Annotated in this window: 17 protein-coding genes; 7 read left to right on the top strand and 10 right to left on the bottom strand. The window is 65.9% G+C overall.

Annotation, left to right across the window (positions count from 1 at the left end):
- Window positions 1–64 precede the first annotated feature (64 nt).
- A complete protein-coding gene (locus ABQ137_RS01700; protein ID WP_349781022.1) occupies window positions 65–403 on the top strand; it encodes an NHLP-related RiPP peptide in 339 nt (112 codons plus the stop codon).
- Here the strand turns inward: ABQ137_RS01700 and ABQ137_RS01695 are convergent.
- From ABQ137_RS01695 to aceB, 4 genes are all read right to left on the bottom strand, one after another.
- A complete protein-coding gene (locus ABQ137_RS01695; protein WP_349781021.1) occupies window positions 343–3,003 on the bottom strand; it encodes a putative peptide modification system cyclase in 2,661 nt (886 codons plus the stop codon). The two genes, ABQ137_RS01700 and ABQ137_RS01695, sit on opposite strands and share 61 nt — an antisense overlap.
- 3 nt (window positions 3,004–3,006) lie before the next feature.
- Window positions 3,007–4,083, bottom strand: coding sequence for a GGDEF domain-containing protein (locus ABQ137_RS01690; RefSeq protein ID WP_039517644.1), 1,077 nt, complete (start codon window positions 4,081–4,083; stop codon window positions 3,007–3,009).
- Window positions 4,084–4,394: 311 nt separating this feature from the next.
- A complete protein-coding gene (aceA, locus tag ABQ137_RS01685) occupies window positions 4,395–5,690 on the bottom strand; it encodes an isocitrate lyase (protein ID WP_349781020.1) in 1,296 nt (431 codons plus the stop codon).
- Between the two features lie 178 nt (window positions 5,691–5,868).
- On the bottom strand, window positions 5,869–7,485 hold the full coding sequence (aceB, locus tag ABQ137_RS01680; protein ID WP_065033136.1) for a malate synthase A: 1,617 nt from the start codon (window positions 7,483–7,485) through the stop codon (window positions 5,869–5,871).
- Between the two features lie 119 nt (window positions 7,486–7,604).
- Between aceB and ABQ137_RS01675 the strand changes: the two genes are divergently transcribed.
- The 4 genes from ABQ137_RS01675 (at window position 7,605) to ABQ137_RS01660 (ending at window position 11,500) form a co-directional block, all read left to right on the top strand.
- The gene (locus ABQ137_RS01675) at window positions 7,605–8,561 is read left to right on the top strand and encodes a LysR family transcriptional regulator (protein ID WP_046345344.1); all 957 of its coding nucleotides are present in this window, start codon (window positions 7,605–7,607) and stop codon (window positions 8,559–8,561) included.
- A 377-nt stretch (window positions 8,562–8,938) separates the two neighbouring features.
- Window positions 8,939–10,201 carry a cation:proton antiporter gene (locus ABQ137_RS01670; protein ID WP_349781019.1) on the top strand — a complete coding sequence of 421 codons (1,263 nt, stop codon included), beginning with the start codon at window positions 8,939–8,941 and terminating at the stop codon, window positions 10,199–10,201.
- A gap of 145 nt (window positions 10,202–10,346) precedes the next feature.
- Window positions 10,347–11,075: a helix-turn-helix domain-containing protein gene (locus tag ABQ137_RS01665; protein ID WP_349781018.1), complete on the top strand. Its 729-nt coding sequence runs from the start codon at window positions 10,347–10,349 to the stop codon at window positions 11,073–11,075.
- A gap of 77 nt (window positions 11,076–11,152) precedes the next feature.
- Window positions 11,153–11,500 carry a VOC family protein gene (locus ABQ137_RS01660; protein WP_166771798.1) on the top strand — a complete coding sequence of 116 codons (348 nt, stop codon included), beginning with the start codon at window positions 11,153–11,155 and terminating at the stop codon, window positions 11,498–11,500.
- Between the two features lie 157 nt (window positions 11,501–11,657).
- On the opposite strand, the gene ABQ137_RS01655 is transcribed toward ABQ137_RS01660, so the two are convergent.
- Window positions 11,658–12,290, bottom strand: coding sequence for a TetR/AcrR family transcriptional regulator (locus ABQ137_RS01655; RefSeq protein ID WP_349781017.1), 633 nt, complete (start codon window positions 12,288–12,290; stop codon window positions 11,658–11,660).
- 102 nt (window positions 12,291–12,392) lie between these two features.
- Between ABQ137_RS01655 and ABQ137_RS01650 the strand changes: the two genes are divergently transcribed.
- Window positions 12,393–13,448 carry an MBL fold metallo-hydrolase gene (locus tag ABQ137_RS01650; protein ID WP_349781016.1) on the top strand — a complete coding sequence of 352 codons (1,056 nt, stop codon included), beginning with the start codon at window positions 12,393–12,395 and terminating at the stop codon, window positions 13,446–13,448.
- A gap of 118 nt (window positions 13,449–13,566) precedes the next feature.
- On the opposite strand, the gene dcp is transcribed toward ABQ137_RS01650, so the two are convergent.
- From dcp to arfB, 4 genes are all read right to left on the bottom strand, one after another.
- Entirely contained in the window at window positions 13,567–15,735 is a 2,169-nt protein-coding gene (gene dcp, locus ABQ137_RS01645; protein ID WP_349781015.1) for a peptidyl-dipeptidase Dcp, read from the bottom strand.
- Window positions 15,736–15,843: 108 nt separating this feature from the next.
- Window positions 15,844–16,860 carry an isoaspartyl peptidase/L-asparaginase family protein gene (locus tag ABQ137_RS01640; protein WP_349781014.1) on the bottom strand — a complete coding sequence of 339 codons (1,017 nt, stop codon included), beginning with the start codon at window positions 16,858–16,860 and terminating at the stop codon, window positions 15,844–15,846.
- A 99-nt stretch (window positions 16,861–16,959) separates the two neighbouring features.
- Window positions 16,960–17,589, bottom strand: coding sequence for a lysophosphatidylcholine acyltransferase (locus ABQ137_RS01635; RefSeq protein WP_024939028.1), 630 nt, complete (start codon window positions 17,587–17,589; stop codon window positions 16,960–16,962).
- 2 nt (window positions 17,590–17,591) lie between these two features.
- Window positions 17,592–18,023, bottom strand: a complete 432-nt coding sequence (arfB, locus tag ABQ137_RS01630) for an alternative ribosome rescue aminoacyl-tRNA hydrolase ArfB (RefSeq protein WP_006449817.1) — start codon at window positions 18,021–18,023, stop codon at window positions 17,592–17,594.
- 56 nt (window positions 18,024–18,079) lie between these two features.
- Here arfB and ABQ137_RS01625 point away from each other — a divergent pair, with 56 nt between their 5' ends.
- A complete protein-coding gene (locus tag ABQ137_RS01625) occupies window positions 18,080–18,664 on the top strand; it encodes a DUF2059 domain-containing protein (protein ID WP_039529037.1) in 585 nt (194 codons plus the stop codon).
- A gap of 235 nt (window positions 18,665–18,899) precedes the next feature.
- Here ABQ137_RS01625 and ABQ137_RS01620 read toward each other — a convergent pair whose 3' ends face one another.
- Window positions 18,900–19,670 carry a pseudouridine synthase gene (locus ABQ137_RS01620; RefSeq protein ID WP_349781013.1) on the bottom strand — a complete coding sequence of 257 codons (771 nt, stop codon included), beginning with the start codon at window positions 19,668–19,670 and terminating at the stop codon, window positions 18,900–18,902.
- Between the last annotated feature and the right edge of the window lie 67 nt (window positions 19,671–19,737).

Genomic DNA, 19,737 nt, shown 5'->3' with positions numbered 1-19,737 from the left:
GATATTGTGTCAGGTCCCACGTCATACAACAGCACACTCCCTCACCTTCCAGGCAAGCCACACCATGACTGACGCAGCCAATGACACCCATCTCCCGTTTGATGCATCCACAGCCGACAAGCTGCTGGAGCTACTGGCAACCGATGACGACTTCCGCGACTGCTTTCAATGCAATCCGGCGCAGGCGCTTGCCCAGATCGGCGTACCTGGCGTGAGTGCGGACAACGCCGTCCCCGGCGTAGGAGAGGCTTATTACTGCATGAACACCAATCAGCTCGCATCCAAGCAGGACATTGCAGCGGCTCGCGCCGAGCTGCAGAGCTACCTGACCGAAAAGGCCAATCACACCGTGATTTTCGCCTTCGAATCGGACAGCATGCGTTCGACCCTGTTACGCAAGTAAGCAGGCAGACTCGGTAAAGGCCAGGCGCGCGCAAATGCCTGGGCCTGTTCGCGCGCCTCCTGGCTACGGCCGAGTGCGTGCAGCGATTCGGCCATCCAGAGCTGGGCCAGACGCGCATCGGCAACATTGAGCGGCTGCAGCGTTTGCGACGCATTTGCTTCGATGTAAGCACGCCCGCGATGGAGAAGCAGCCAACGTGCCTGTTGCAACGCTTCAGCGTGCCGACCGCTGTCGTGCAACAGCGTGTACAGCGTCACGCGTGTCTGGAAAAGATCATCGTCATTGACCGGCAGGCGCGCGATGGCTGCTGCGCGGTCGCCCGACAGTGCCAGCTGCTGGGCTTCGACAATGGCGCGCAGGTCGGCAAGCACCGGTGTTTCATGCACAAGCGCCGGCTTGATCGCCGCAAGCGCGTGGGCGGTGAGGCTGTTATCGCCGCTCCGCTGCGCCTGGCTTGCGAGGATCAATACCATCGCGGCATTGTCCTGCAGGTTTACCGTTGCCAACCCGTCGTCAATGACAGCCGACACCAGCCGATCGAACGTCGGCTTGAGCGCTGCCGCCGTCGCCAGGGACGGATCGACCAACGCATCGGTTGTCACCGCAATGACCGAGAACTGGTGACGGTTGAAATCGTCGCCTTGCTTGCTGCGCGTCAGACCTTGTGCGATCGCTGCACGTGCAGCGCTCCAGTCGGCCTGATCGATTGCGATGCTGGTGCGATCGATCAATGGCACCACATCGTCGTTGGCATAGCCTTGCTCGATGATCCTGTCGAGCGTTTGCTTCGCTTCGACATGGCGGTTCAACACCGCAAGCGCGTTCGCCTGGCGCCGTAGCGGGCCGGCGCGATCGGCATCGCCGGGAATGGAAAAGCGCTGCAGTGCCGCTTCGGCCTTTCCCTGTGCCAGCAAAATGCGTCCAACCCGATCGGTCGCGATCGCGCGCAGCGGGTCCTGCGGAACATCGGCCGCCTGCGCGTACGGCAACGCGTCGGCAAAACGATTGGCAACGAACAGGTGCCACGATGCGTTCGCGGTGCCGGCAAAATTGTCCGGGTAGAGCGAGGCCAGCGTTCTCCACAGCGTCAATGCCTTGTCGGGTGCTAGCAACTCGGCTGCCCATGCATCCATGTACAACTGGTCACGCTCAGGCAAACGCTGACGGAAACGAATTGCCTTCTCCAGGTACGGAAGCGCACCACGGCGATCGGAGATAGCCACCTTGATGCGTGCCGCCCCCAGATACGCGAGCGCAAATTCCGGATCGATGGCCACCGCGCGCTCGAACAGTTCCAACCCTTCTTTCCATTGGCCTTGCGCCGTTGCGTCGACCCCCAGGGCATAAGCCCGCAGCGCATCCAGGCTGGACGTGGTCACGGCGGGTAACGGCACGGAATTCTTGTCGATCGAGGCCACCACCTCACCCAGCCCCTGCCTGAGCTTGCGGGTCACCTGATCCACCGAGGACAGTACCGATGGCAAGCCATCGCCTTGCACAAACTCCGAGTAAACCGTGGTCTGGGTCCGCGGATCCACCAATTCAACGCTGAAACGAAGCTTGCCGCCAATCTCCGCGACAGTCGGCAGCAGCACAGCGCTTGCACCATCGCGCAGCGCCACTTCCGAGGCGATGGCGCGATCAACGATCACGCGATCCGGATCGCGCTTCATCCGCGCCATGGTGTCGCGCACTTTCATCTCACTCAGGACATTGACGTAGCGCGACTGCTCCAGGCTGATGCGCAGCGCCTGGTCGAGCGAACTGTCGAGCAACGTATTGCCGGTGAGATTACGTAGATCTCCGACCACCACCCACCCACGTTCGGAGAACGCAATGGCTGGCTCGGAACGGGTGAAAAACCACGCCGACACGCACACGATGACGACCAAGGCAGTTTCCGCCAACAGTGCCGCCGGCCGCCGCCACAGCGGAATATCCCGCCATGCCTTCGGCGAATGCTTCGGCGCGCGCAATGGCGTGACATCGATCTCGCCGACCTCATAGATCTCCATCGGCGTGGGCACGCCCTTGAAGCGCCAGCGGCCGTGGGATTTCCACAGGATGCGTTCGCCGCGGTCGCCCAGTTCGCGTGCGGCGCGGTGGGTCAACGACTCGGCCACTGCCGACAACAGGATCTGCCCGGGCCGCGCCATCGACATCAGGCGCGCGGCGGTGGGCTTGGCCAGGCCTTCGACTTCCAGCGGTTTGGCACCGATGCTGACCGCTTCGTCGCTATTGCGCCAGGTCAGCACTTCGCCGACGTGCAGGCCCTGCCGCGCGCACAGCGTGAGCGCACGGGCATCGCCCATCGCCTTGAGGCCACGGGCGTAATCCAGCGCAAAGCCCAGGCCGTCGATGGGGCGATCGAACAACAGCAGCAATCCGTCCGAGCGGTCGATCAGCCGGCCACGCCATTGCTGCTGCAGTTTGACCACCAGCCGGTCGTGCTCGCGAAACAGCGCGGCGGCGGCGTTGTCACCGATGCGCTCGACCAGCGCGGTCGAGTCGCACAGGTCGGTCAGCAGCAAGGTGCGCAAGCGCGGCGCCTGGATCGCTTCCGACGACGCATCCTTGCGTGCGTGGGTGCGGGCGCTCATTGCTCAGCGATTGTCCGACGTGGCTGCGTTGCCGGGTGGCTGCGTGCTGCCCGACCCCAGCGCTTCATGCATGCACAGCACATTGCCGCCTTGCCGCTTTGCTTCGTACAGCGCGCTGTCGGCCAGCGTGTACCAATCGTTCCATGCCGCATCGGCATCGATCATGCACAGGCCCAGGCTCACCGAGCAGCCCTGCTCGCTCTGGCCATTGCACAGCCGCGCTTCCACTGCGCGCACGATGCATTCGCCGATGTGGTGCAGCAGCTCCCGGGTGCCCTGCGCGACCAGCACGCAGAATTCGTCGCCGCCGAGCCGGCAGGCCAGGTCACCGTCGGCGATCACCGAACGCAGCGCGTGGGCGACGTTCTGCAGCACGCGGTCGCCAGCGAGATGGCCGAATTCGTCGTTGATGCGCTTGAAACGGTCGCAATCGATCAGGATCAGACCCACCCCGGGCACGCGACCGGCGCGCCGGCATTCCTGCAGATGCAGGGCGAGCCCGCGGCGGTTGTGCAGGCCGGTGAGTTCGTCGGTGCGGCTGAGTTCTTCGGTGTGGTTGAGCTGGTGCGAGGTGACGTAGAGGTTGTCCAGCGCCGCTTCCAGATCGTGGTTGCGCCGGCGCAACTGGCGGATCAGCAACTGCTCGTTGTTGACCACTCGCACAATGGAGCGGCGCAGGAAATGCGCCACCATCGACGGGTCGTGATCGACCAGGCGCTGGAAGTCCTCGTGCGCCAGTTCGATCAAACGGGTGTCGGTGGATGCGCTGGCGCCGGCACTGCGCGCATGGTCGCCGATCAACAGGCCAAGTTCGCCGAAGAATTCGCCCGGGCCCAGGTGCTTGAGCATCAGGTCTTCGCCGAAATCCAGATCGATCTGGCCACTGACCACAATGAACATCTGCGTTCCCACTGCACCGCGCTCGAACAGCGCCTGGCCGGCGGCCAATTCGCGGGCGCGGCCAAAGCGGGCGAAAAACCCCAGCTCTTCGGCAGTCATGAGCGCATGCAGCCCGTCCGACAGCGTCTTTGCAACGCTCCCCGTCGGCTCCACTGCGCCGGCAGTGTTATGGCACGTCATCCCAAAATCCCTTAGACCGACCTGCAGCGCCGGCCTGCCTCAGCATCGTACAGGAGCGTTTTGTTCAGCACCAGGTCACACTCCCTCTCATTGAGCTTGAGACGAAATGACGGGTATTGGCAAAAAATCGGGCTCGGTTTCCCGAGCCCTTCTCCCCTGCTCCCGGCAGAGCCCGCCATCCTCTTCGACAGGCCACCACCACCCCCAGCGTTGCTCAGCGGTGCTAGCGGGGGCTTGGCGGTGGGCGAAGCCCGCTGCTCCGCTTCACCCGTCGGCCGGCCGGCACGCGGTCGCGGCGCCTGCGCGCTGGGTTATGCGGCCTTTTCGCCGTGAAACTGCTCTTCCTCGGTCGAGCCACGCAGCGCGGTGGTGGACGACTGGCCCTGCTGGATCGCCTGCGTCACCGCGTCGAAATAGCCGGTGCCCACCTCCCGCTGATGCTTGACCGCGGTAAAGCCCATCTCGGCCGCCGCGAACTCGGCCTGCTGCAACTCGACGAAGGCGCTCATCTGGCGGCGTGCGTAGCCATGCGCCAGGTTGAACATGCCGTAGTTCAGGGCGTGGAAGCCGGCCAGGGTGATGAACTGGAATTTATAGCCGTAGCTCGCCAACTCGGTCTGGAATTTGGCGATGGTGGCGTCATCCAGGTTCTTCTTCCAGTTGAAGCTCGGCGAGCAGTTGTAGGCCATTAATTTGCCGGGGAATCTGGCATGGATGGCTTGCGCAAAGGCGCGCGCAAATTCCAGATCCGGCTTGCCGGTCTCGCACCAGATCAGATCCGCGTACGGCGCATAGGCAAGCCCGCGGCTGATGGCCTGATCCAGCCCGTTGCGGGTCTTGAAGAAGCCTTCGACGGTGCGCTGCCCGGTGGTGAACGGCTGGTCGTTGGCATCCACATCGCTGGTGATCAGATCGGCCGCCTCGGCATCGGTGCGCGCGATCAGCAGCGTGGGCACACCCAGCACATCGGCCGCCAGCCGCGCGGCATTCAACTTTTCGATTGCCTCGCGGGTAGGCACCAGCACCTTGCCGCCCATGTGGCCGCACTTCTTCACCGATGCCAGCTGATCCTCAAAGTGCACGCCGGCCGCGCCGGCTTCGATCATCGCCTTCATCAACTCGAAGGCGTTGAGCACGCCGCCAAAGCCGGCTTCGGCATCAGCCACGATCGGCTGCAGGAAGTCGATGTCGTCATTGCCTTCGGCGTGATGCAGTTGATCGGCGCGCAACAAGGTGTTGTTGATGCGCTTGACCACCGCCGGCACCGAGTCGGCCGGATACAGCGACTGGTCCGGATACATCTGCCCGGCCAGGTTCGCATCGGCGGCGACCTGCCAGCCGGACAGGTAGATCGCCTTCAACCCGGCCTTGACCTGCTGCATCGCCTGGTTGCCGGTCAACGCGCCCAGCGCATTGACGAACGGCGTGGCGTGCAATGCATTCCACAACTTGTCCGCGCCCAGCCGCGCCAGCGAATGCTCGACATGCACGGTGCCACGCAAGCGCACCACGTCGGCGGCGGTGTAGTTGCGGGTGATGCCGGCCCAGCGCGGGTTGCTGGCCCAGTCTTGCTGGATCTGTTCGGCGGTCTGCAGTGTGCTGCTCATGGTGCGTTCTCCTGGCAGGGATACGACGGGTGCAACGAGGAAGAAAGGGGCGCATTGATACGCGCCGGGCATGGCAAGGCCGTCGTTGCGCGCGTGGGCGCAACCGGCGGTTTGATGCATGACGTGAATGGATTGCAGCGACAGCGCGCGTGCGCCGGCGTGTCGCTGCAGCGTTGGCTCAATCGATCAGGCGATACGCCGGCACGGTGAGGAAGTCGGCCAGCGCATCGGCACGGCTGAGTGTATCCAGCAGTGCAATGGCGTCGTCGATGCGTGCGGCGCCGGGCAGTGCATCGGTCGCGCCCAGGCGTGCCGGCAACGCACGCAACGTGGCCTGCAACAGGGGCTGATCGATCGCAGTGCCGTCGTCCAGGTGCTGGCCGTGATGCAACCACTGCCACAGCTGCGCGCGGCTGATTTCGGCAGTGGCGGCGTCTTCCATCAGGTTGTGGATGGGCACGCATCCATTGCCGTCCAGCCAGGCCGCCAGATAACGCACGCAGACTTCGACATTGCCTTCGAACCCGGCGCGGGTGACGGTGCCTGGCGAAGGCGCGATCAGCATGTCGCGCGTCACCTGCACGTCATTGCGCAAGACATGCTGCTGATGCGCGGTGGGCATGTGCTCGTCGAAGATCTTCATCGCTACCGGAATCAACGCCGGATGCGCCACCCAGGTGCCATCGTGGCCGGCGCTGACTTCGCGCAGCTTGTCGGCACGCACGCGCGCCATCGCCTGCTCGTTGGCGGCCTCGTCGTGATTGATCGGAATCTGCGCCGCCATGCCGCCCATCGCATGGGCGCCGCGGCGATGGCAGGTCTTGATCAACAGTTCCGAATACGCCTTGAGGAAGGGCTGGGTCATGGTGACCTGGCCACGTTCGGGCAACACGCGGTCGCGATGCGCGCGGAAGGTTTTCAGATACGAAAAGATGTAATCCCAACGGCCGCAATTGAGCCCGACGATGCGCTCGCGCAGCGCGTGCAGGATCTCGTCCATCTCGAATACCGCCGGCAGCGTTTCGATCAGCACGGTCACCTTGATCTGCCCGTGCGGCAGGCCCAGCATCGCTTCGATATGCGCCAGCGCGGTCTCCCACAGCGCGGCTTCTTCCATGCTCTGCAACTTGGGCAGGTACAGATACGGGCCACGGTCCTTGGCCAGTAGCGCGCGACCGTTATGGAAGGCGAACACCGCCGCATCGAACAGGCCGCCGGCCAGCGGCTGCCCATCGATGAGCACGTGCTTCTCATCCAGATGCCAGCCGCGCGGGCGCACGATCAACACCGCGCGCTCGGCTTCCGGGCGCAACGCGTAATGCTTGCCGTTGGGCGCATCGAAGCTGAGATCGCCGCGCACCGCAGCGGCCAGCGTGCGCTGGCCGGCCAGCAGGTTGCGCCAGGTCGGCGCGGTGGAATCCTCGAAGTCGGCCATGAACACCTTGGCGCCGGAGTTCAGCGCGTTGATGACCATCTTCGGATCGGTGGGGCCGGTGATCTCCACCCGGCGGTCCTGCAGCGCCGACGGCAGTGCGGCGACGCGCCAGTCGCCATCGCGGATGGCGCGGGTGTCGGGGCGGAAATCCGGCAGCTGGCCGGCATCGAACTCGGCCTGGCGGGCGCGCCGCTGGGCCAGGCGCTGCTGGCGGCCGGGTTCGATCGCGCGGTGCAACGACACCAGCAAGGCCAGCGCGGCGGCCGGCAGCAGTTCTGCCTGGCCTGCGATCTGCGTGGTCAGCGACAGCCCGGGCGTGGCGCGTTCGGTGGGACGTGGGGCAAAAGCGGTGGCAGACATGTCGGGGAGTCCTTGTGCATCCGGACCTGTACCGTGCGCCGATGGAAATTATTTGACAAAGCAGTTTTATCAATGCTGTAAATAAGCCTGACTTATATTGGGTTTCAGAACACACCCAGATGTCGCCAACCCCGCGATTTTCCTACAAATCCGACCGGCTCAAGCCCCTGCGTGCGTTCTGCCAGACGGTGCGTCTGGGGTCTGTCTCACGGGCGGCTGAGGCGCTGTACGTGAGCCAGCCGGCGGTGACGCTGCAACTGCAGGCGCTGGAACGCGACCTGGGGGTGGCCCTGTTCGAGCGCTCGGGGCGCCGCATGGCACCCAGCCGCGAGGGCCAGCTGCTCTACGACATGGCGCTGCCGCTGGTGGAGAGCCTGGACGGGCTGGAGGCGAGCTTTCGCGAGAAGGTGCGCGGGCTGGATGCGGGCGAGCTCAATATCGCCGCCAACAGCTCCACCATCCTGTACCTGCTGCCGCGCATCGTGGCGAACTTCCGCGCGCGCCACCCGGACGTGCGGCTGACCCTGCACAACGCCATCAGCGCCGACGGCACCGATCTGCTGCGCGAGGACGCGGTGGACCTGGCGATCGGCTCGATGCTGGACGTGCCGGCCGACCTCAACTACGCGCCGGTGTATCGCTTCGAACAGCTGCTGATCACCCCGCCCGACCACCCCTTGGCCAGCAGGTCCACGGTCACGCTGCAGGATCTGTCGCCGTATCCGCTGATCCTGCCGCCGCGCCGGCAGGTGACCTATCGCTTGGTCGATCTGATCTTCCAGCAGGCACGGGTGCCCTACACCGTGGCGTTGGAGGTGGGCGGCTGGGAAGTGATCAAGCAATACGTGGCGATGGACATGGGCATCTCCATCGTCACCGCGATCTGCGTCACCGATGCAGACCGCGACAAACTCGCCACCCGCTCGCTCAAGGACTACTTCCCCACCCGCAGTTACGGCGTGGTGGTGCGCAAGGGCAAGTATCTGTCGCCGCAGGCGCGTGCGTTTATCGAGCTGATCCAGCCGGACCTGTTTACCCCGCGCGGGTATGACGAGAGTGGCGATTCGGAGCGGTGAGTCTGCTGCCGGCTGTGCGCGCGTGAGTTCGCATCGCGCCTGAGCTTGCTCGCCAGGCACCGCGCATGAGGCCGCCACGCGCTCTCCATCTGCGATCCCGTGTGCGACATGCGGGTTGCCGTTGACGGCGTCGTTCGATCAAGCCGTGCAAGCGCACACAAGCAGCACCGACGACGGTTCCCGCCTGCAGCGTGAACCACGCCGCATTGCCGCAGCATGTCGGCTCGATGCAACCGCACGGCGGTTGTCGTCATAGACTAGGCCGATGCTGTGGGGACGGCATGTCACCGCTGATCAGTCCGGGGAAACAACTGACCAGATGCGCAGCCGTCCCGCACTGCAGGGGCGAGCCGACTCAACCAACCAAGGCTGACGCAATGAATCCGACCATGCTGTTGCTGGTGCAGTTGGCGCTGATCCTGGGCGCGGCGCGTGCATGCGGTGCGCTGCTGCAACGCTTCGGGCAGCCGCCGGTGATCGGCGAAATGGCCGCCGGCCTGCTGCTGGGGCCGATCGCATTCGGCGCGTGGCTGCCGGAGTTGCATGGCGTGTTGTTCGCCTCCAGCAGCTTGCCGCCACTGTCGGGCCTGGCCAACATCGGCGTGGTGCTTTTCATGTTCATCGTCGGCGTGGAGTTGCGTGCGCCGGAAGGCACCACTGCGCAGGTGCGCGCGTCAGTACTGGTGGGGCTGTCCGGTATCGTGCTGCCGTTGCTGCTGGGGCTGGCCGCCGCACCATGGTTATTTGCGCGCTTTGCTCCGCAAGGCATCGGCTTCTGGCCCTTCGCATTGTTCATTGCCGCAGCGATGTCGGTGACTGCGTTTCCGGTGCTGGCGCGCATCCTCAAGGACCGCAACATGACCCGCACGCCGGCCGGCCGCCTGGCCCTGGGCGCGGCGGTGATCGACGATGCCACGGTGTGGATGTTCCTGGCGATCGTGCTCACCCTGACCGGCGGCAATAGCCATGGCGGCATTGCGTTCACTGCGGCCGGTGCGGTGGTGCTGATTGCGGTGGTGTTCGGCATGTTGAAGCCGATGTATGCGCGCGTGCTCACCCCGCGCGCAAGCGATGGAGGCTATGCGTCAACGGCGCTGGTGTGGGTGCTGATCGGTGTGCTGGCCTGCGCCGCAGCGGCTGAATGGATCGGCCTGCATGCGATCTTCGGCGCATTCCTGTTCGGCATCTGCGTACCGCGCGATGACCGCCTGCTGGAACACCTGGCCGGACGCCTCGAACCCCTGGCGATCACCCTGCTGATGCCGGTGCTGTTTGCGGTCGCCGGCCAGGCCACCAGCTCCGGCGTGTTCGTCGGCGCAGGTATGGGCGGCTTTGCGCTGGTGGTCGGCGTGGCGGTCACCGGCAAGCTGCTCGGCTGCACCCTGGGCGCGCGCCTGAGCGGCCACGATTGGCGCGATAGCCTGAGCGTGGGTTCGCTGATGAACGCACGCGGCCTGATGGAACTGGTGGTGATCAAGATCGGCCTGGACAGCGGCGTGATCGGGCCGGACCTGTTCACCCTGCTGTTTGGCATGACCTTGGTGACCACGGTGATGGCCTCGCCGATGGTGGCCTGGTTGCAACGCAGCCGGCACACCGTCACCGCCAACGGGCTGGGCGCGGGCAACCGCCCGCATTGACGAGGCAGCGCCAGGCTGCCGGATGCGGCCACGATGGTTGCGTCGGCGCGGGCCTGCGATGTCGACCGAATGCGGTCGACGCCATGCACTCTCATCGCTGCGGCCACCGAGCCGCACGGCATCCACCTCTTCGCACAACGCACCGATGTCCGAACTCTCCGAGTCCTGTTATGCCGAAAGCCCGGCACCGCCGGCGTTACACGCGCAGCTGCAGTGCAGTTGGCGGTTTCGCCAGGGCACGGCCGCAACGGACCCCGTGCTGGTCTTGCCCGATGGCGGCGTCGATCTGATCTGGGATGGCACGCTGCTGTTGGTTGCCGGGCCCGATCGCACCGCCGCCATGGCAGCGTTGGCACCGGGCAGTGCGCTGAGCGGGGTGCGCCTGGCAGCGGGTGCGGCAGCCGGCCTGTTGAAGCTCCCGCTGCATGCCATTGCCGACCAACGCGTTGCACTGGAATCGCTGTGGGGCGTGCAAGGGCGCACCTGGCAACACCGCCTGGAAGACGGTGCCGACCCGCTATACACCTTGCAGGCGCTGTGCCGACAGCACGGCACATCGCAAGACCGCCAGATGGCGTGGCTGTTCGATCGATTGCGTGCCGGCACCCCCGCCCGGCTGAGCGAATTGACCCAGGCGCTGGGCCTCAGCGAGCGCTCGTTGCGCCGCCGCTGCCAGGATGCGTTCGGCTATGGCAGCAAAACGCTGGAGCGGGTATTGCGCCTGCAGCGCTTTTTGCGTATCGCCGGCCAGCACCGCAGTCTGACCGACGCCGCGCTGGATGCCGGTTACGGCGATGCGCCGCACCTGGTGCGCGATGCGCGCCAGCTCACCGGCCTGAGCCCGCGCGTGTTGGTACGGCGCCACGCACGCTGAGTTGGCCGTTTTCGCCAAGCCAGTCATACGCGCCGACTGCATGCTGTACCTCCACTCGCGGAGGACACCACGCCATGATCGACAACACGCCGCAACACCGCATCGACTACCTCGAGTTCGCCGTCGACTCGATCGCCGTCGCCAAGGCTTTTTACGGGCAGGCCTTCGACTGGACGTTTCAGGATTACGGCCCAGATTACTGCGAATTCCGCGACGGCCGGCTGAGCGGTGGCTTCTTCCACGGCCCCGCCCAGCCCGGTGGTGCGCTGGTGGTCCTGGCCTCCGACGACCTCGCCTACAGCCAGGCACGTATCGAAGCGGCGGGCGGGCACATCACCAGGCCGGTCTTTGCGTTTCCCGGCGGGCGACGTTTTCATTTCACCGATCCGCATGGCTATGCGCTGGCGGTGTGGTCGAAGGACTAAGCGCGCAACATGCGCAGGCTGCAGCGGCATGGGTTGCACAGACAGCGCGGCGCAAGACGCAGTCCTTGCCCTGCAGCGCTGCGGTCGACATACAACGCGAGGAAGATCCGGCCTGCGATGCGGGGCGGCGCTGCGCTGGCACGCGCATCGCAGACCATCACTCGCGCCCGTACAAACCCAGGAACATCGCCACCGCCGATTCGGCCACCTGGGCGCGTTGCTGCGGCGACAGCGGCGGCTGGCCCATGGCGATCTGCGGCCAGAACGCAAAGCCCTTGATCAATGCCTGCAGTTGCTGCGCACCGACCTCCGGCTCCACGCCCGCCAGCCGGCCGTCGGCCAGTGCGGCGCGCACCCAGGTGGTGGTGCCTTCTTCCTTGCTGCCCAATTGCGCGATCAGCGAACGCGCGCGCTCGGGCGAATGGATGCCTTCGGCAATGGCGACACGCGACAGGTCGATAAACGCCGGGTCGTCGAGCAGGTGTAGCTTCTGCTGCAGCAGCTGGATCAGCTGCGCGCGCAGCGGCTGGTCGGGCCGGTAGACAAGATTCACCGCGTCGGCGCTGCGTTGCCACAGCCCGCGCAGGATCTCGCCGAACAGCGCGTCCTTGCTGGGGAAATGGTTGTAGACGGTGCGCTTGGACACGCCCGCAGTGGCCGCCACGCGGTCCATGCTGGTGGCCTCGAAGCCATGCTGGCGGAACTCGACAATGGCCGCCTCGACGATGGCGTGGCGCTTGCGGTCGGTCAGCCGCTGCGGCGCGGGCCGGGGGGAAGATGCGCTCGACATCGGATCATTTTACACCCGACAGTTTACTTTCAGCGGAATGAAACTACACTGCTCGGTGTAATTTCCTCCTGCTGTCGTTCCTTGCTCCTGATCGGACTCCCCATGGCTTCCTCTCGCCCCTCCCCGTATGCCGATTCGCCGCAGTTTCGCGGCGGCCGGTTCCGCAATGCGTTGCCGCTGCCGACCACCGCGCTCAGCCTGCGCAAGCAGATCGGCCTGATCTGGACCGTCCTCTTCGACAAACCCAGCACCACGGTGCCGTCCGCGCCGCTGCCGGTACAGCCGCTGACACGCGCGCAGCTGCTTGCCGCGCCCGATCGCAGCCTGTATCGCCTGGGCCATTCCACCGTGCTGATGAAGCTGGCCGGCGGCCTGTGGCTGACCGACCCGGTGTTCTCCAGGCGCGCCTCGCCGGTGCCGTTCGCCGGGCCCAAGCGCTTCCATGCGCCCCCGATCGCGCTGGACGAGCTGCCGCCGCTGGCCGGGGTGATCCTGTCGCACAACCATTACGACCACCTCGACCGCGCCAGCATCCGTGCCCTGGCCGACCGCGTCGGCGTGTTCGTCGCGCCCCTGGGCGTGGGTGATCTGCTGGTGCGCTGGGGCGTGGACCCGGCCAAGGTGCGCCAGCTGGACTGGTGGGACACGATCAACATCGATGGCCTGCAACTCACCGCCACCCCGTCGCAGCATTTTTCCGGGCGCGGCCTGTTCGATAGTGGTCGTTCGCTGTGGTGCTCCTGGGCGATCCAGGAGCGCGAGCTGCGCGTGTTCTTCAGCGGCGACGGCGGCTATGGCCCGCACTTCAAGACCATCGGCCAACAGCTCGGTCCGTTCGATGTAGCGCTGATCGAAAACGGCGCCTACGACCAGCAGTGGCCGCATGTGCACATGCAGCCGGAGCAGAGCCTGCAGGCCTACCTGGACGTCGGCGGGCAGACCCTGCTGCCGATCCACAACGGCACCTTCGACCTGGCCATGCACGCGTGGCAGGAACCGCTGGACCGGATCGTGGCCTTGGCCGACAGCGCCGGCGTTGCGCTGGCGACGCCGCGCATGGGCGAGCGGGTGGATCTGAATGCGCCCGGCAATCGCCTGCGCTGGTGGCGACAGGATGCTGCGACTCTGGCATCGGATGGCCTGGTGGCGCCGCGCTAGCCAGTGCGGTGCACCATCCACAAACAAAAACGGGATGGCGCGTGGCCATCCCGTTTCGATCGCTGGTGCAGCTACTGCACACGCATGCGCCAGCGACGCAGGCGCATCACCCAGTCGCTCACTCCGTCAGACCACGATTTTCCAGCAGCGCCTTGACGCTGGGATCCTTGCCACGGAAATCGCGATACAACGTGGCCAGGTCGACGGTATTGCCGCGCGAAAGGATCTTGGCGCGGAAGGTGTCGCCATTCTTGCGGTTCAAGCCACCATTTTCTTTGAACCATTCGAACGCATCGTCGTCGAGCACTTCCGACCAGAAATACGCGTAGTACCCGGCCGAATAACCGCCGCCCCAGATGTGGTCGAAATAGCTGCTGCGATAACGTGGCGGCACTTCGGCCAGGTCTACCTTGAAGCGCTTCAGGGCGTCGGCTTCGAACTTGCTCACGTCCTGCAGCGGCGCACCGGCCGGCTGGGTGTGCCAGGCCAGATCGAGCAACGCGGCCGATAGGTACTCGGTGGTGGCGTAGCCGCTGTTGAAGGTCTTGGCCTTCTTGATCTTCTCCACCAGCTCGGCCGGCATCGCCGCGCCAGTCTGGTAGTGCTTGGCGTAATTGGCGAAGACCTTGGGATCGGACGCCCAGTGCTCGTTGAACTGCGAGGGGAACTCGACGAAGTCGCGCGAGGTGCTGGTGCCGGCGATCGAGGGGTACTTCACCTTGGAGAACATGCCGTGCAGCGCGTGGCCGAACTCATGGAACAGCGTGGTGACGTCGTCGAAGCTCAGCAGCGCCGGCTGGCCGGCGGCCGGCTTGGTGAAGTTGCAGACGTTGTAGACCACCGGCTTGGCGCCGGTGAGACCGTCCTGCTCGACGAACACGTCCATCCAGGCGCCGCCGGACTTGCTGTCGCGCTTGAAGTAGTCGGTGTAGAACAGCGCCATCGAGGTGCCGTCCGCGTCGAACACTTCATACACCTTCATGTCCGCGTGATAGGTCGGGATGTCGGTGCGCTGCTTGAAGGTGATGCCGTACAACTGCGTGGCCGCGTAGAAGACGCCGTTCTGCAGCACGTTGTCCAGCTCGAAATACGGCTTGATCTGCGCTTCGTCCAGGTCGTACTTGGCCTTGCGCACCTGCTCGGCGTAGAAGTCCCAATCGGAGGCGGCGAGTTTGAAGTCTCCCTTCTGCGCGTCGATCACCTTCTGCATCTCGGCCACTTCGCGGCGCGCCTTGGCGGTGGCGGCCGGCACGGTGTCGGTCAGCAGCTTGAGTGCGGCGTCCGGGCTCTTGGCCATCTGGTCGCCCAGGCTGTAGGCGGCGTAATTGTCGAAGCCGAGCAGCTTGGCCTTCTGTGCGCGCAGCTGCGCTAGACGCTGGATGGTCTGGCGGGTGTCGTTGGCATCGCCCTTTTCCGCGCGCGTTTCCGAGGCCTTGAGCACGTCGGCGCGCAGCTGGCGGTCCTTCAGCGAGGCCAGCACCGGCTGCTGGGTGGTGTTCTGCAGGGTCAGCAGATACTTGCCATCGAGCTTGCGCGCCTTGGCCGCATCGGCGGCAGCGGCAATGTCGCCCTCGCTCAGGCCGTCGAGCCTGGCCTTGTCGTCCACCACCACCGCACCGGCGGCCGAGGCGGCCACCAGACGGGTATGGAACTGGGTGGAGAGCGTGGTTTCTTCGATATTGAGCTTGCGCAGGCTGGCCTTGTCGGCCTCCGACAGCTGCGCACCGGCACGCACCAGCTCTTCGTAGTCGCGCTCGACCAGACGCTTCTGCTCCGGCTCCAGGTTCAGCGTGTCGCGCTGGTCGTAGATCGTCTTGACGCGTGCGAACAGCTTCGGGTCGAGATTGATCTCGTCCTGGTGCGCGGCCAGCTTGGGCGCGATCTCTTCCTGGATCTTCTGGCGTGCATCGCTGGTATCGGCCTGCACCAGCCCGAAGAAGATGCGCGACACGCGCGTGAGCGTTTCGCCGCTGCGCTCCATCGCCTCGATGGTGTTGTCGAAGCTGGCAGGCTCGGGGTTGTCGGCGATCTTGCGGATGTCGGCCAGGTGCAGGCGCATGCCTTCTTCGAAGGCCGGCAGGTAATCGGCGTCCTTGATCTTGTCGAACGGCGGCGCCTGGAACGGCAGCGTGCTGGCGGTCAGCAGCGGGTTCGGCGCAGCATCCGCGGCCGGGGTGGTGGCGGTCTTTTCGGGCACGGTGGTGGACTCCTTACCGGACGAATCTTTTCCAGAACAAGCAGCCAGTGCCAGGGTGATGGCAGCGGCCAGAACGACGGTACGCGACATGGCGTGTGATTCCTGAGTGGGTAGCGCAGCCGGTCACGCTAGCGGGTTTGCGCAGCGTCGGCATGTGCCGTTGGATTGGGAAGATGGGTGCGATTGGGGATGCGCGCGCTACAGCGTCTCGTCCTTGAAGATCGCCACGTGCGGGCTGCCGTCGGCGCCGATCCAGCCGCGGTACATGCCTTCGGTATTGAACGGGAATGCGGCGTTGCCCTGCGCATCCAGCGCGATGGCACCGCCGTCGCCGCCGGCCTTGGGAATCTCCTGGTCGATCACCGTGTCGGCGGCCTGTTGCAACGACTGCCCGGCGTATTTCATGCGTGCGCAGATGTCGTAGGCGGCTACCGCGCGGATGTAGAACTCGCCCCAGCCGGTGCCGGACACCGCGCACTGGCTGTTGGCATAGGTGCCGGCGCCGATGATCGGCGCATCGCCGACGCGGCCGTAGCGCTTGTTGGTCATGCCGCCGGTGGAGGTGCCGGCGGCCAGGTGTCCCGCGCGATCCAGCGCCAGCGCGCCCACCGTGCCGAAATGCTTGGCGGTTTCCAGGTCCAGTTCAGCCTGCGCCTGACGGTCGCCGGCTTCGGCCTTGCGCGCTTTCTGCAGCTGCTGCCAGCGCTTGTCGGTACGGAAATAACCCGGATCGACCAACGTGACGCCCTGCTCGCGCGCGAATTGTTCGGCGCCGTCACCTACCAGCATCACGTGCTTGGAATGGTCCATGACGCTGCGCGCGAGCTGGATCGGGTTCCTGACCGTGTGCACGCCGGCAATCGCGCCGGCCTTGCCGGTGGCGCCGTCCATGATCGCGGCATCCAGTTCGTTCTTGCCGTCATGGGTGAACACCGCACCGCGCCCGGCGTTGAACTGCGGCGCATCCTCCAGCACGGTGATGGTGGCCGCCACCGCATCCACCGCACTGCCGCCACCTTGCAGCACCGCGTGCCCGGCACGCAGCGCGCGTTGCATCGCCTCGCGCGCCTGCACCTGTTCCTCGCCGGAAAGGCTGGATTTCTCCACCCCGGCGCCGCCGTGGATCACCAGCATCGGCGTGGCCGCCAGCACCGGGCCGGCAGCAAGCAGGAGGGAGAGCGACAAACACAGTGCGCGTGCGGACAAGCCCATCATGGTGTTTCCTCGGTGGAGGCAGCGAGGTGCCCGGCGGCGCCGGTCATAAATGCAGGCGACCGGCAGCGACAAAAACCTTTCAAGCGCGCGGCCGCATTCTCACAGCGTATCGCGATGCTTGCCGCGCCACGGCCGGTACCAGGTGCGGATGGCGGCGATATCGGCGGCCATGTCGGTGCCGGTCCAGAACGGCTCGCCGATGCCCACGGTCTTGCTGGGGTAGTCGAAATACACCGGCAGGATCGGCACCTTGGAATCGGAGGCAATCTTCCAGAAGCCGGCCTTCCAGTGCTCCACCCGCTTGCGGGTGCCCTCGGGGGTAATCACGTACCACATCTGTTCGGAATTGCGGATCAGCCGCACCGCCTGGCCGATGGTGCCCTGCGGCGAGCTGCGGTCCAGCGGGATGGCGCCGAGCTTGCGCAGCAGCGGGCCCAGCGGCCACCAGAACAGCTGCGCCTTGCCCAGCACGCGCACGTCGAAGCCCAGCGCGAACTTGGCCGCAAAGCCCAGGAAGCCGTCCCAGTTGGACGAATGTGGGGCGACGATCATCACCAGCTTGGGTTCGTCGGGCAGCCGCCCGAGCAGGCGCCAGCCGGTCAGACGCAGTGCGGTGCGCCCCAGCCAGCGGCCGAAGCGGCCGTGCGCACGTGGCATTCTGGGTGGAGAGGGCTGCAGCAGGATGTTGGCCTGTGTTACCGGTGGCAACGACGGGTCGGTGTGACTCACGCTTACTCCCAGTGGGACGCAGAGCGTCCACGCTTGATATGGCTGCGCTCACGCTTGGCATCCAGCCGCCGCAGCTTGGCACCATGACTCGGTTTGGTGGCGACCCGGCGCTTGGGCACCGACAGGCAGGCACTGATGATCTCGACCAGCCGCTCGCGCGCATCCTCGCGGTTGCGGTCCTGGGTGCGGAAGCGCTGCGCGTCGATCACCAGCACGCCATCGGCGGTCATGCGCCGGTCGCGCCGCGACAGCAGTCGCGCGCGCAGGGGTTCGGGCAGCGACGGCGACCCGGCCACGTCGAAACGCAGTTCCACCGCGGTGGAGACCTTGTTGACGTTCTGCCCGCCCGCGCCGCTGGCGCGCACGAAGCGCTCGACGATCTCGCTGGGCGGGATCGTCAGGCTGGGGGTGATCTGGATCGGGTCGCTGGCCATTCAACCCGATTGTATCGGCACGGGCATGGACGCGCGCGCGAACGCCGGCTTCCCGTATGCTGCGGCCGGTTCCCCCGACTGTGCAGGATGCTCCGATGACACCGCCCCGTTCCGTTGCCGCCGCCCGCGCCTTGGCGCGCCGCCTGATCGTGCTGGCCGCGCTGGCGCTGGCCACGCCCGCCGCGTTTGCGCAGGCGCCCAGCGATGCCGACATCAACCGCCTGCTGGCCGCCTCGCGCGCGCAGACCATGCTGGACACGATGCTGCCGCAGATCGAAGCGATGCAGCAGCAACAGTTCGCCCAGCTCACCGCCCAGCGCCAGCTCGACGCCGACCAGCAGGCCCAGCTGCAGCGTATCCAGGAGCGCACCCGCCAGACCGTGCGCAAGGCGCTGTCGTGGTCGGAGCTGCGGCCGATGTATGTGGACATCTACAAGCGCTCGTTCTCGCGCGAGGACGTGCTGGCCATGGCCGAGTTCTACGAGAGCTCGGCCGGCCAGAGCCTGCTGGACAAGACCCCGGCACTGACCCAGAACCTGATGGGCGCGATCCAGCAGAAGATGCTGCCGCTGTTTGCCGACCTGCAGAAGGATCTGGAGAAGATCGTCAATACGCCGGCGGCGGCACCGCAGAAGCCCTGAAGGGCGGGGATGGGGGAATCGGGATTGGGGAATCGGAACAGCGTGCCTGCTGTGGCGGTTGCTGCTTGCGACGGTGGCGGTGGTGGCGCTGACGACGATTGCGCCAACCCGCTTCTCCCACTCGGTGAGGAGGCGCTTGGCCCCTCTCCTGCGGGAGAGGGGTTGGGGTGAGGGCACGGTTGCGCGGATTTCCAGCAGATCGAGTGGGGGTGTTGACTAGTAGCCGCACACCGCATCAAGCCGTCTGCACCGCTCCCAGCGCGGCCATCTCCCACCCGAGCAATGCGCAGGCCTTGGAAAATTCCACATCCAGCGGCGCGGTGACGCTGATGCGCTGCCCATCGGCCGGATGCGGAAACCTCAGCCGCTCGGCGTGCAGCAGCATGCGGTGGATGCCGAGCATGCGGAAGCTGCGGTTGTGCCGGCCATCGCCGTGGCTGGTGTCGCCGATCATGTGGTGCGACAGGTGTTTCATGTGCCGGCGGATCTGCCGGAACCGCCCGGTCTGCGGCTGGCAGCGCAGCAGCGCATAGCGCGAGGTGGCAAAACCGGTGGACGGGATCTCCAGCTCGCCGGTGGCCAGGCGCTGGAAGTGCGTCACCGCCGGCTTCTTGACCGGCTTGCCGGGGCCGCCGTCTAGATCGTGGTCGACGATGAAGCGCTCCTCGGCCGGCCAGCCGCGGCACACGGTCAGATAGTCCTTCTCCAACTCGCCGGCCATCAAGGCCTTGCCCAGCGCGCTGGCGGCCTCGCGGTCGAACGCCAGCAGCAGGCAGCCGCTGGTTGCGCGGTCGAGCCGGTGCACCAGAAAGATTGGCCGGCCCAGCTGTTCGCGCAGGCGGTCGGCCAGGAAGTCGTCCTCCCCGCGCGCCAGCTTGCTGTCGTGGACCATCAGCCCGGCGGGTTTGTCGACGACGGCCAGGAGCTCGTCCTGGAAGAGAATCTGCAAGTGCTTGGGGGATGTGCTCACCGGCGGATTATCCGCATCGTCGACACCGCATGCCACTGCGCCGCCGCGCCGTATGGCGCCTGCCAACCACGCGCCTTGAGGCCTGAGGGCGTGGCAGCTCGGC

This window comes from Xanthomonas sp. WHRI 8393 (assembly GCF_040203315.1).
Lineage (GTDB): Bacteria > Pseudomonadota > Gammaproteobacteria > Xanthomonadales > Xanthomonadaceae > Xanthomonas > Xanthomonas arboricola.
The sequence above is the reverse complement of the archived record's forward strand: the minus strand, read 5'-3'. Positions and strand labels throughout refer to the sequence as shown.

Bases quoted from the DNA above. Each gene is read 5' to 3' on its own strand.
- ABQ137_RS01700 (WP_349781022.1), top strand. From the start codon at position 65: ATGACTGACGCAGCCAATGACACCCATCTCCCGTTTGATGCATCCACA.
- ABQ137_RS01695 (WP_349781021.1), bottom strand. From the start codon at position 3,003: ATGAGCGCCCGCACCCACGCACGCAAGGATGCGTCGTCGGAAGCGATC.
- ABQ137_RS01690 (WP_039517644.1), bottom strand. From the start codon at position 4,083: ATGACGTGCCATAACACTGCCGGCGCAGTGGAGCCGACGGGGAGCGTT.
- aceA (WP_349781020.1), bottom strand. From the start codon at position 5,690: ATGAGCAGCACACTGCAGACCGCCGAACAGATCCAGCAAGACTGGGCC.
- aceB (WP_065033136.1), bottom strand. From the start codon at position 7,485: ATGTCTGCCACCGCTTTTGCCCCACGTCCCACCGAACGCGCCACGCCC.
- ABQ137_RS01675 (WP_046345344.1), top strand. From the start codon at position 7,605: ATGTCGCCAACCCCGCGATTTTCCTACAAATCCGACCGGCTCAAGCCC.
- ABQ137_RS01670 (WP_349781019.1), top strand. From the start codon at position 8,939: ATGAATCCGACCATGCTGTTGCTGGTGCAGTTGGCGCTGATCCTGGGC.
- ABQ137_RS01665 (WP_349781018.1), top strand. From the start codon at position 10,347: ATGTCCGAACTCTCCGAGTCCTGTTATGCCGAAAGCCCGGCACCGCCG.
- ABQ137_RS01655 (WP_349781017.1), bottom strand. From the start codon at position 12,290: ATGTCGAGCGCATCTTCCCCCCGGCCCGCGCCGCAGCGGCTGACCGAC.
- ABQ137_RS01650 (WP_349781016.1), top strand. From the start codon at position 12,393: ATGGCTTCCTCTCGCCCCTCCCCGTATGCCGATTCGCCGCAGTTTCGC.
- dcp (WP_349781015.1), bottom strand. From the start codon at position 15,735: ATGTCGCGTACCGTCGTTCTGGCCGCTGCCATCACCCTGGCACTGGCT.
- ABQ137_RS01640 (WP_349781014.1), bottom strand. From the start codon at position 16,860: ATGATGGGCTTGTCCGCACGCGCACTGTGTTTGTCGCTCTCCCTCCTG.
- arfB (WP_006449817.1), bottom strand. From the start codon at position 18,023: ATGGCCAGCGACCCGATCCAGATCACCCCCAGCCTGACGATCCCGCCC.
- ABQ137_RS01625 (WP_039529037.1), top strand. From the start codon at position 18,080: ATGCTGCGGCCGGTTCCCCCGACTGTGCAGGATGCTCCGATGACACCG.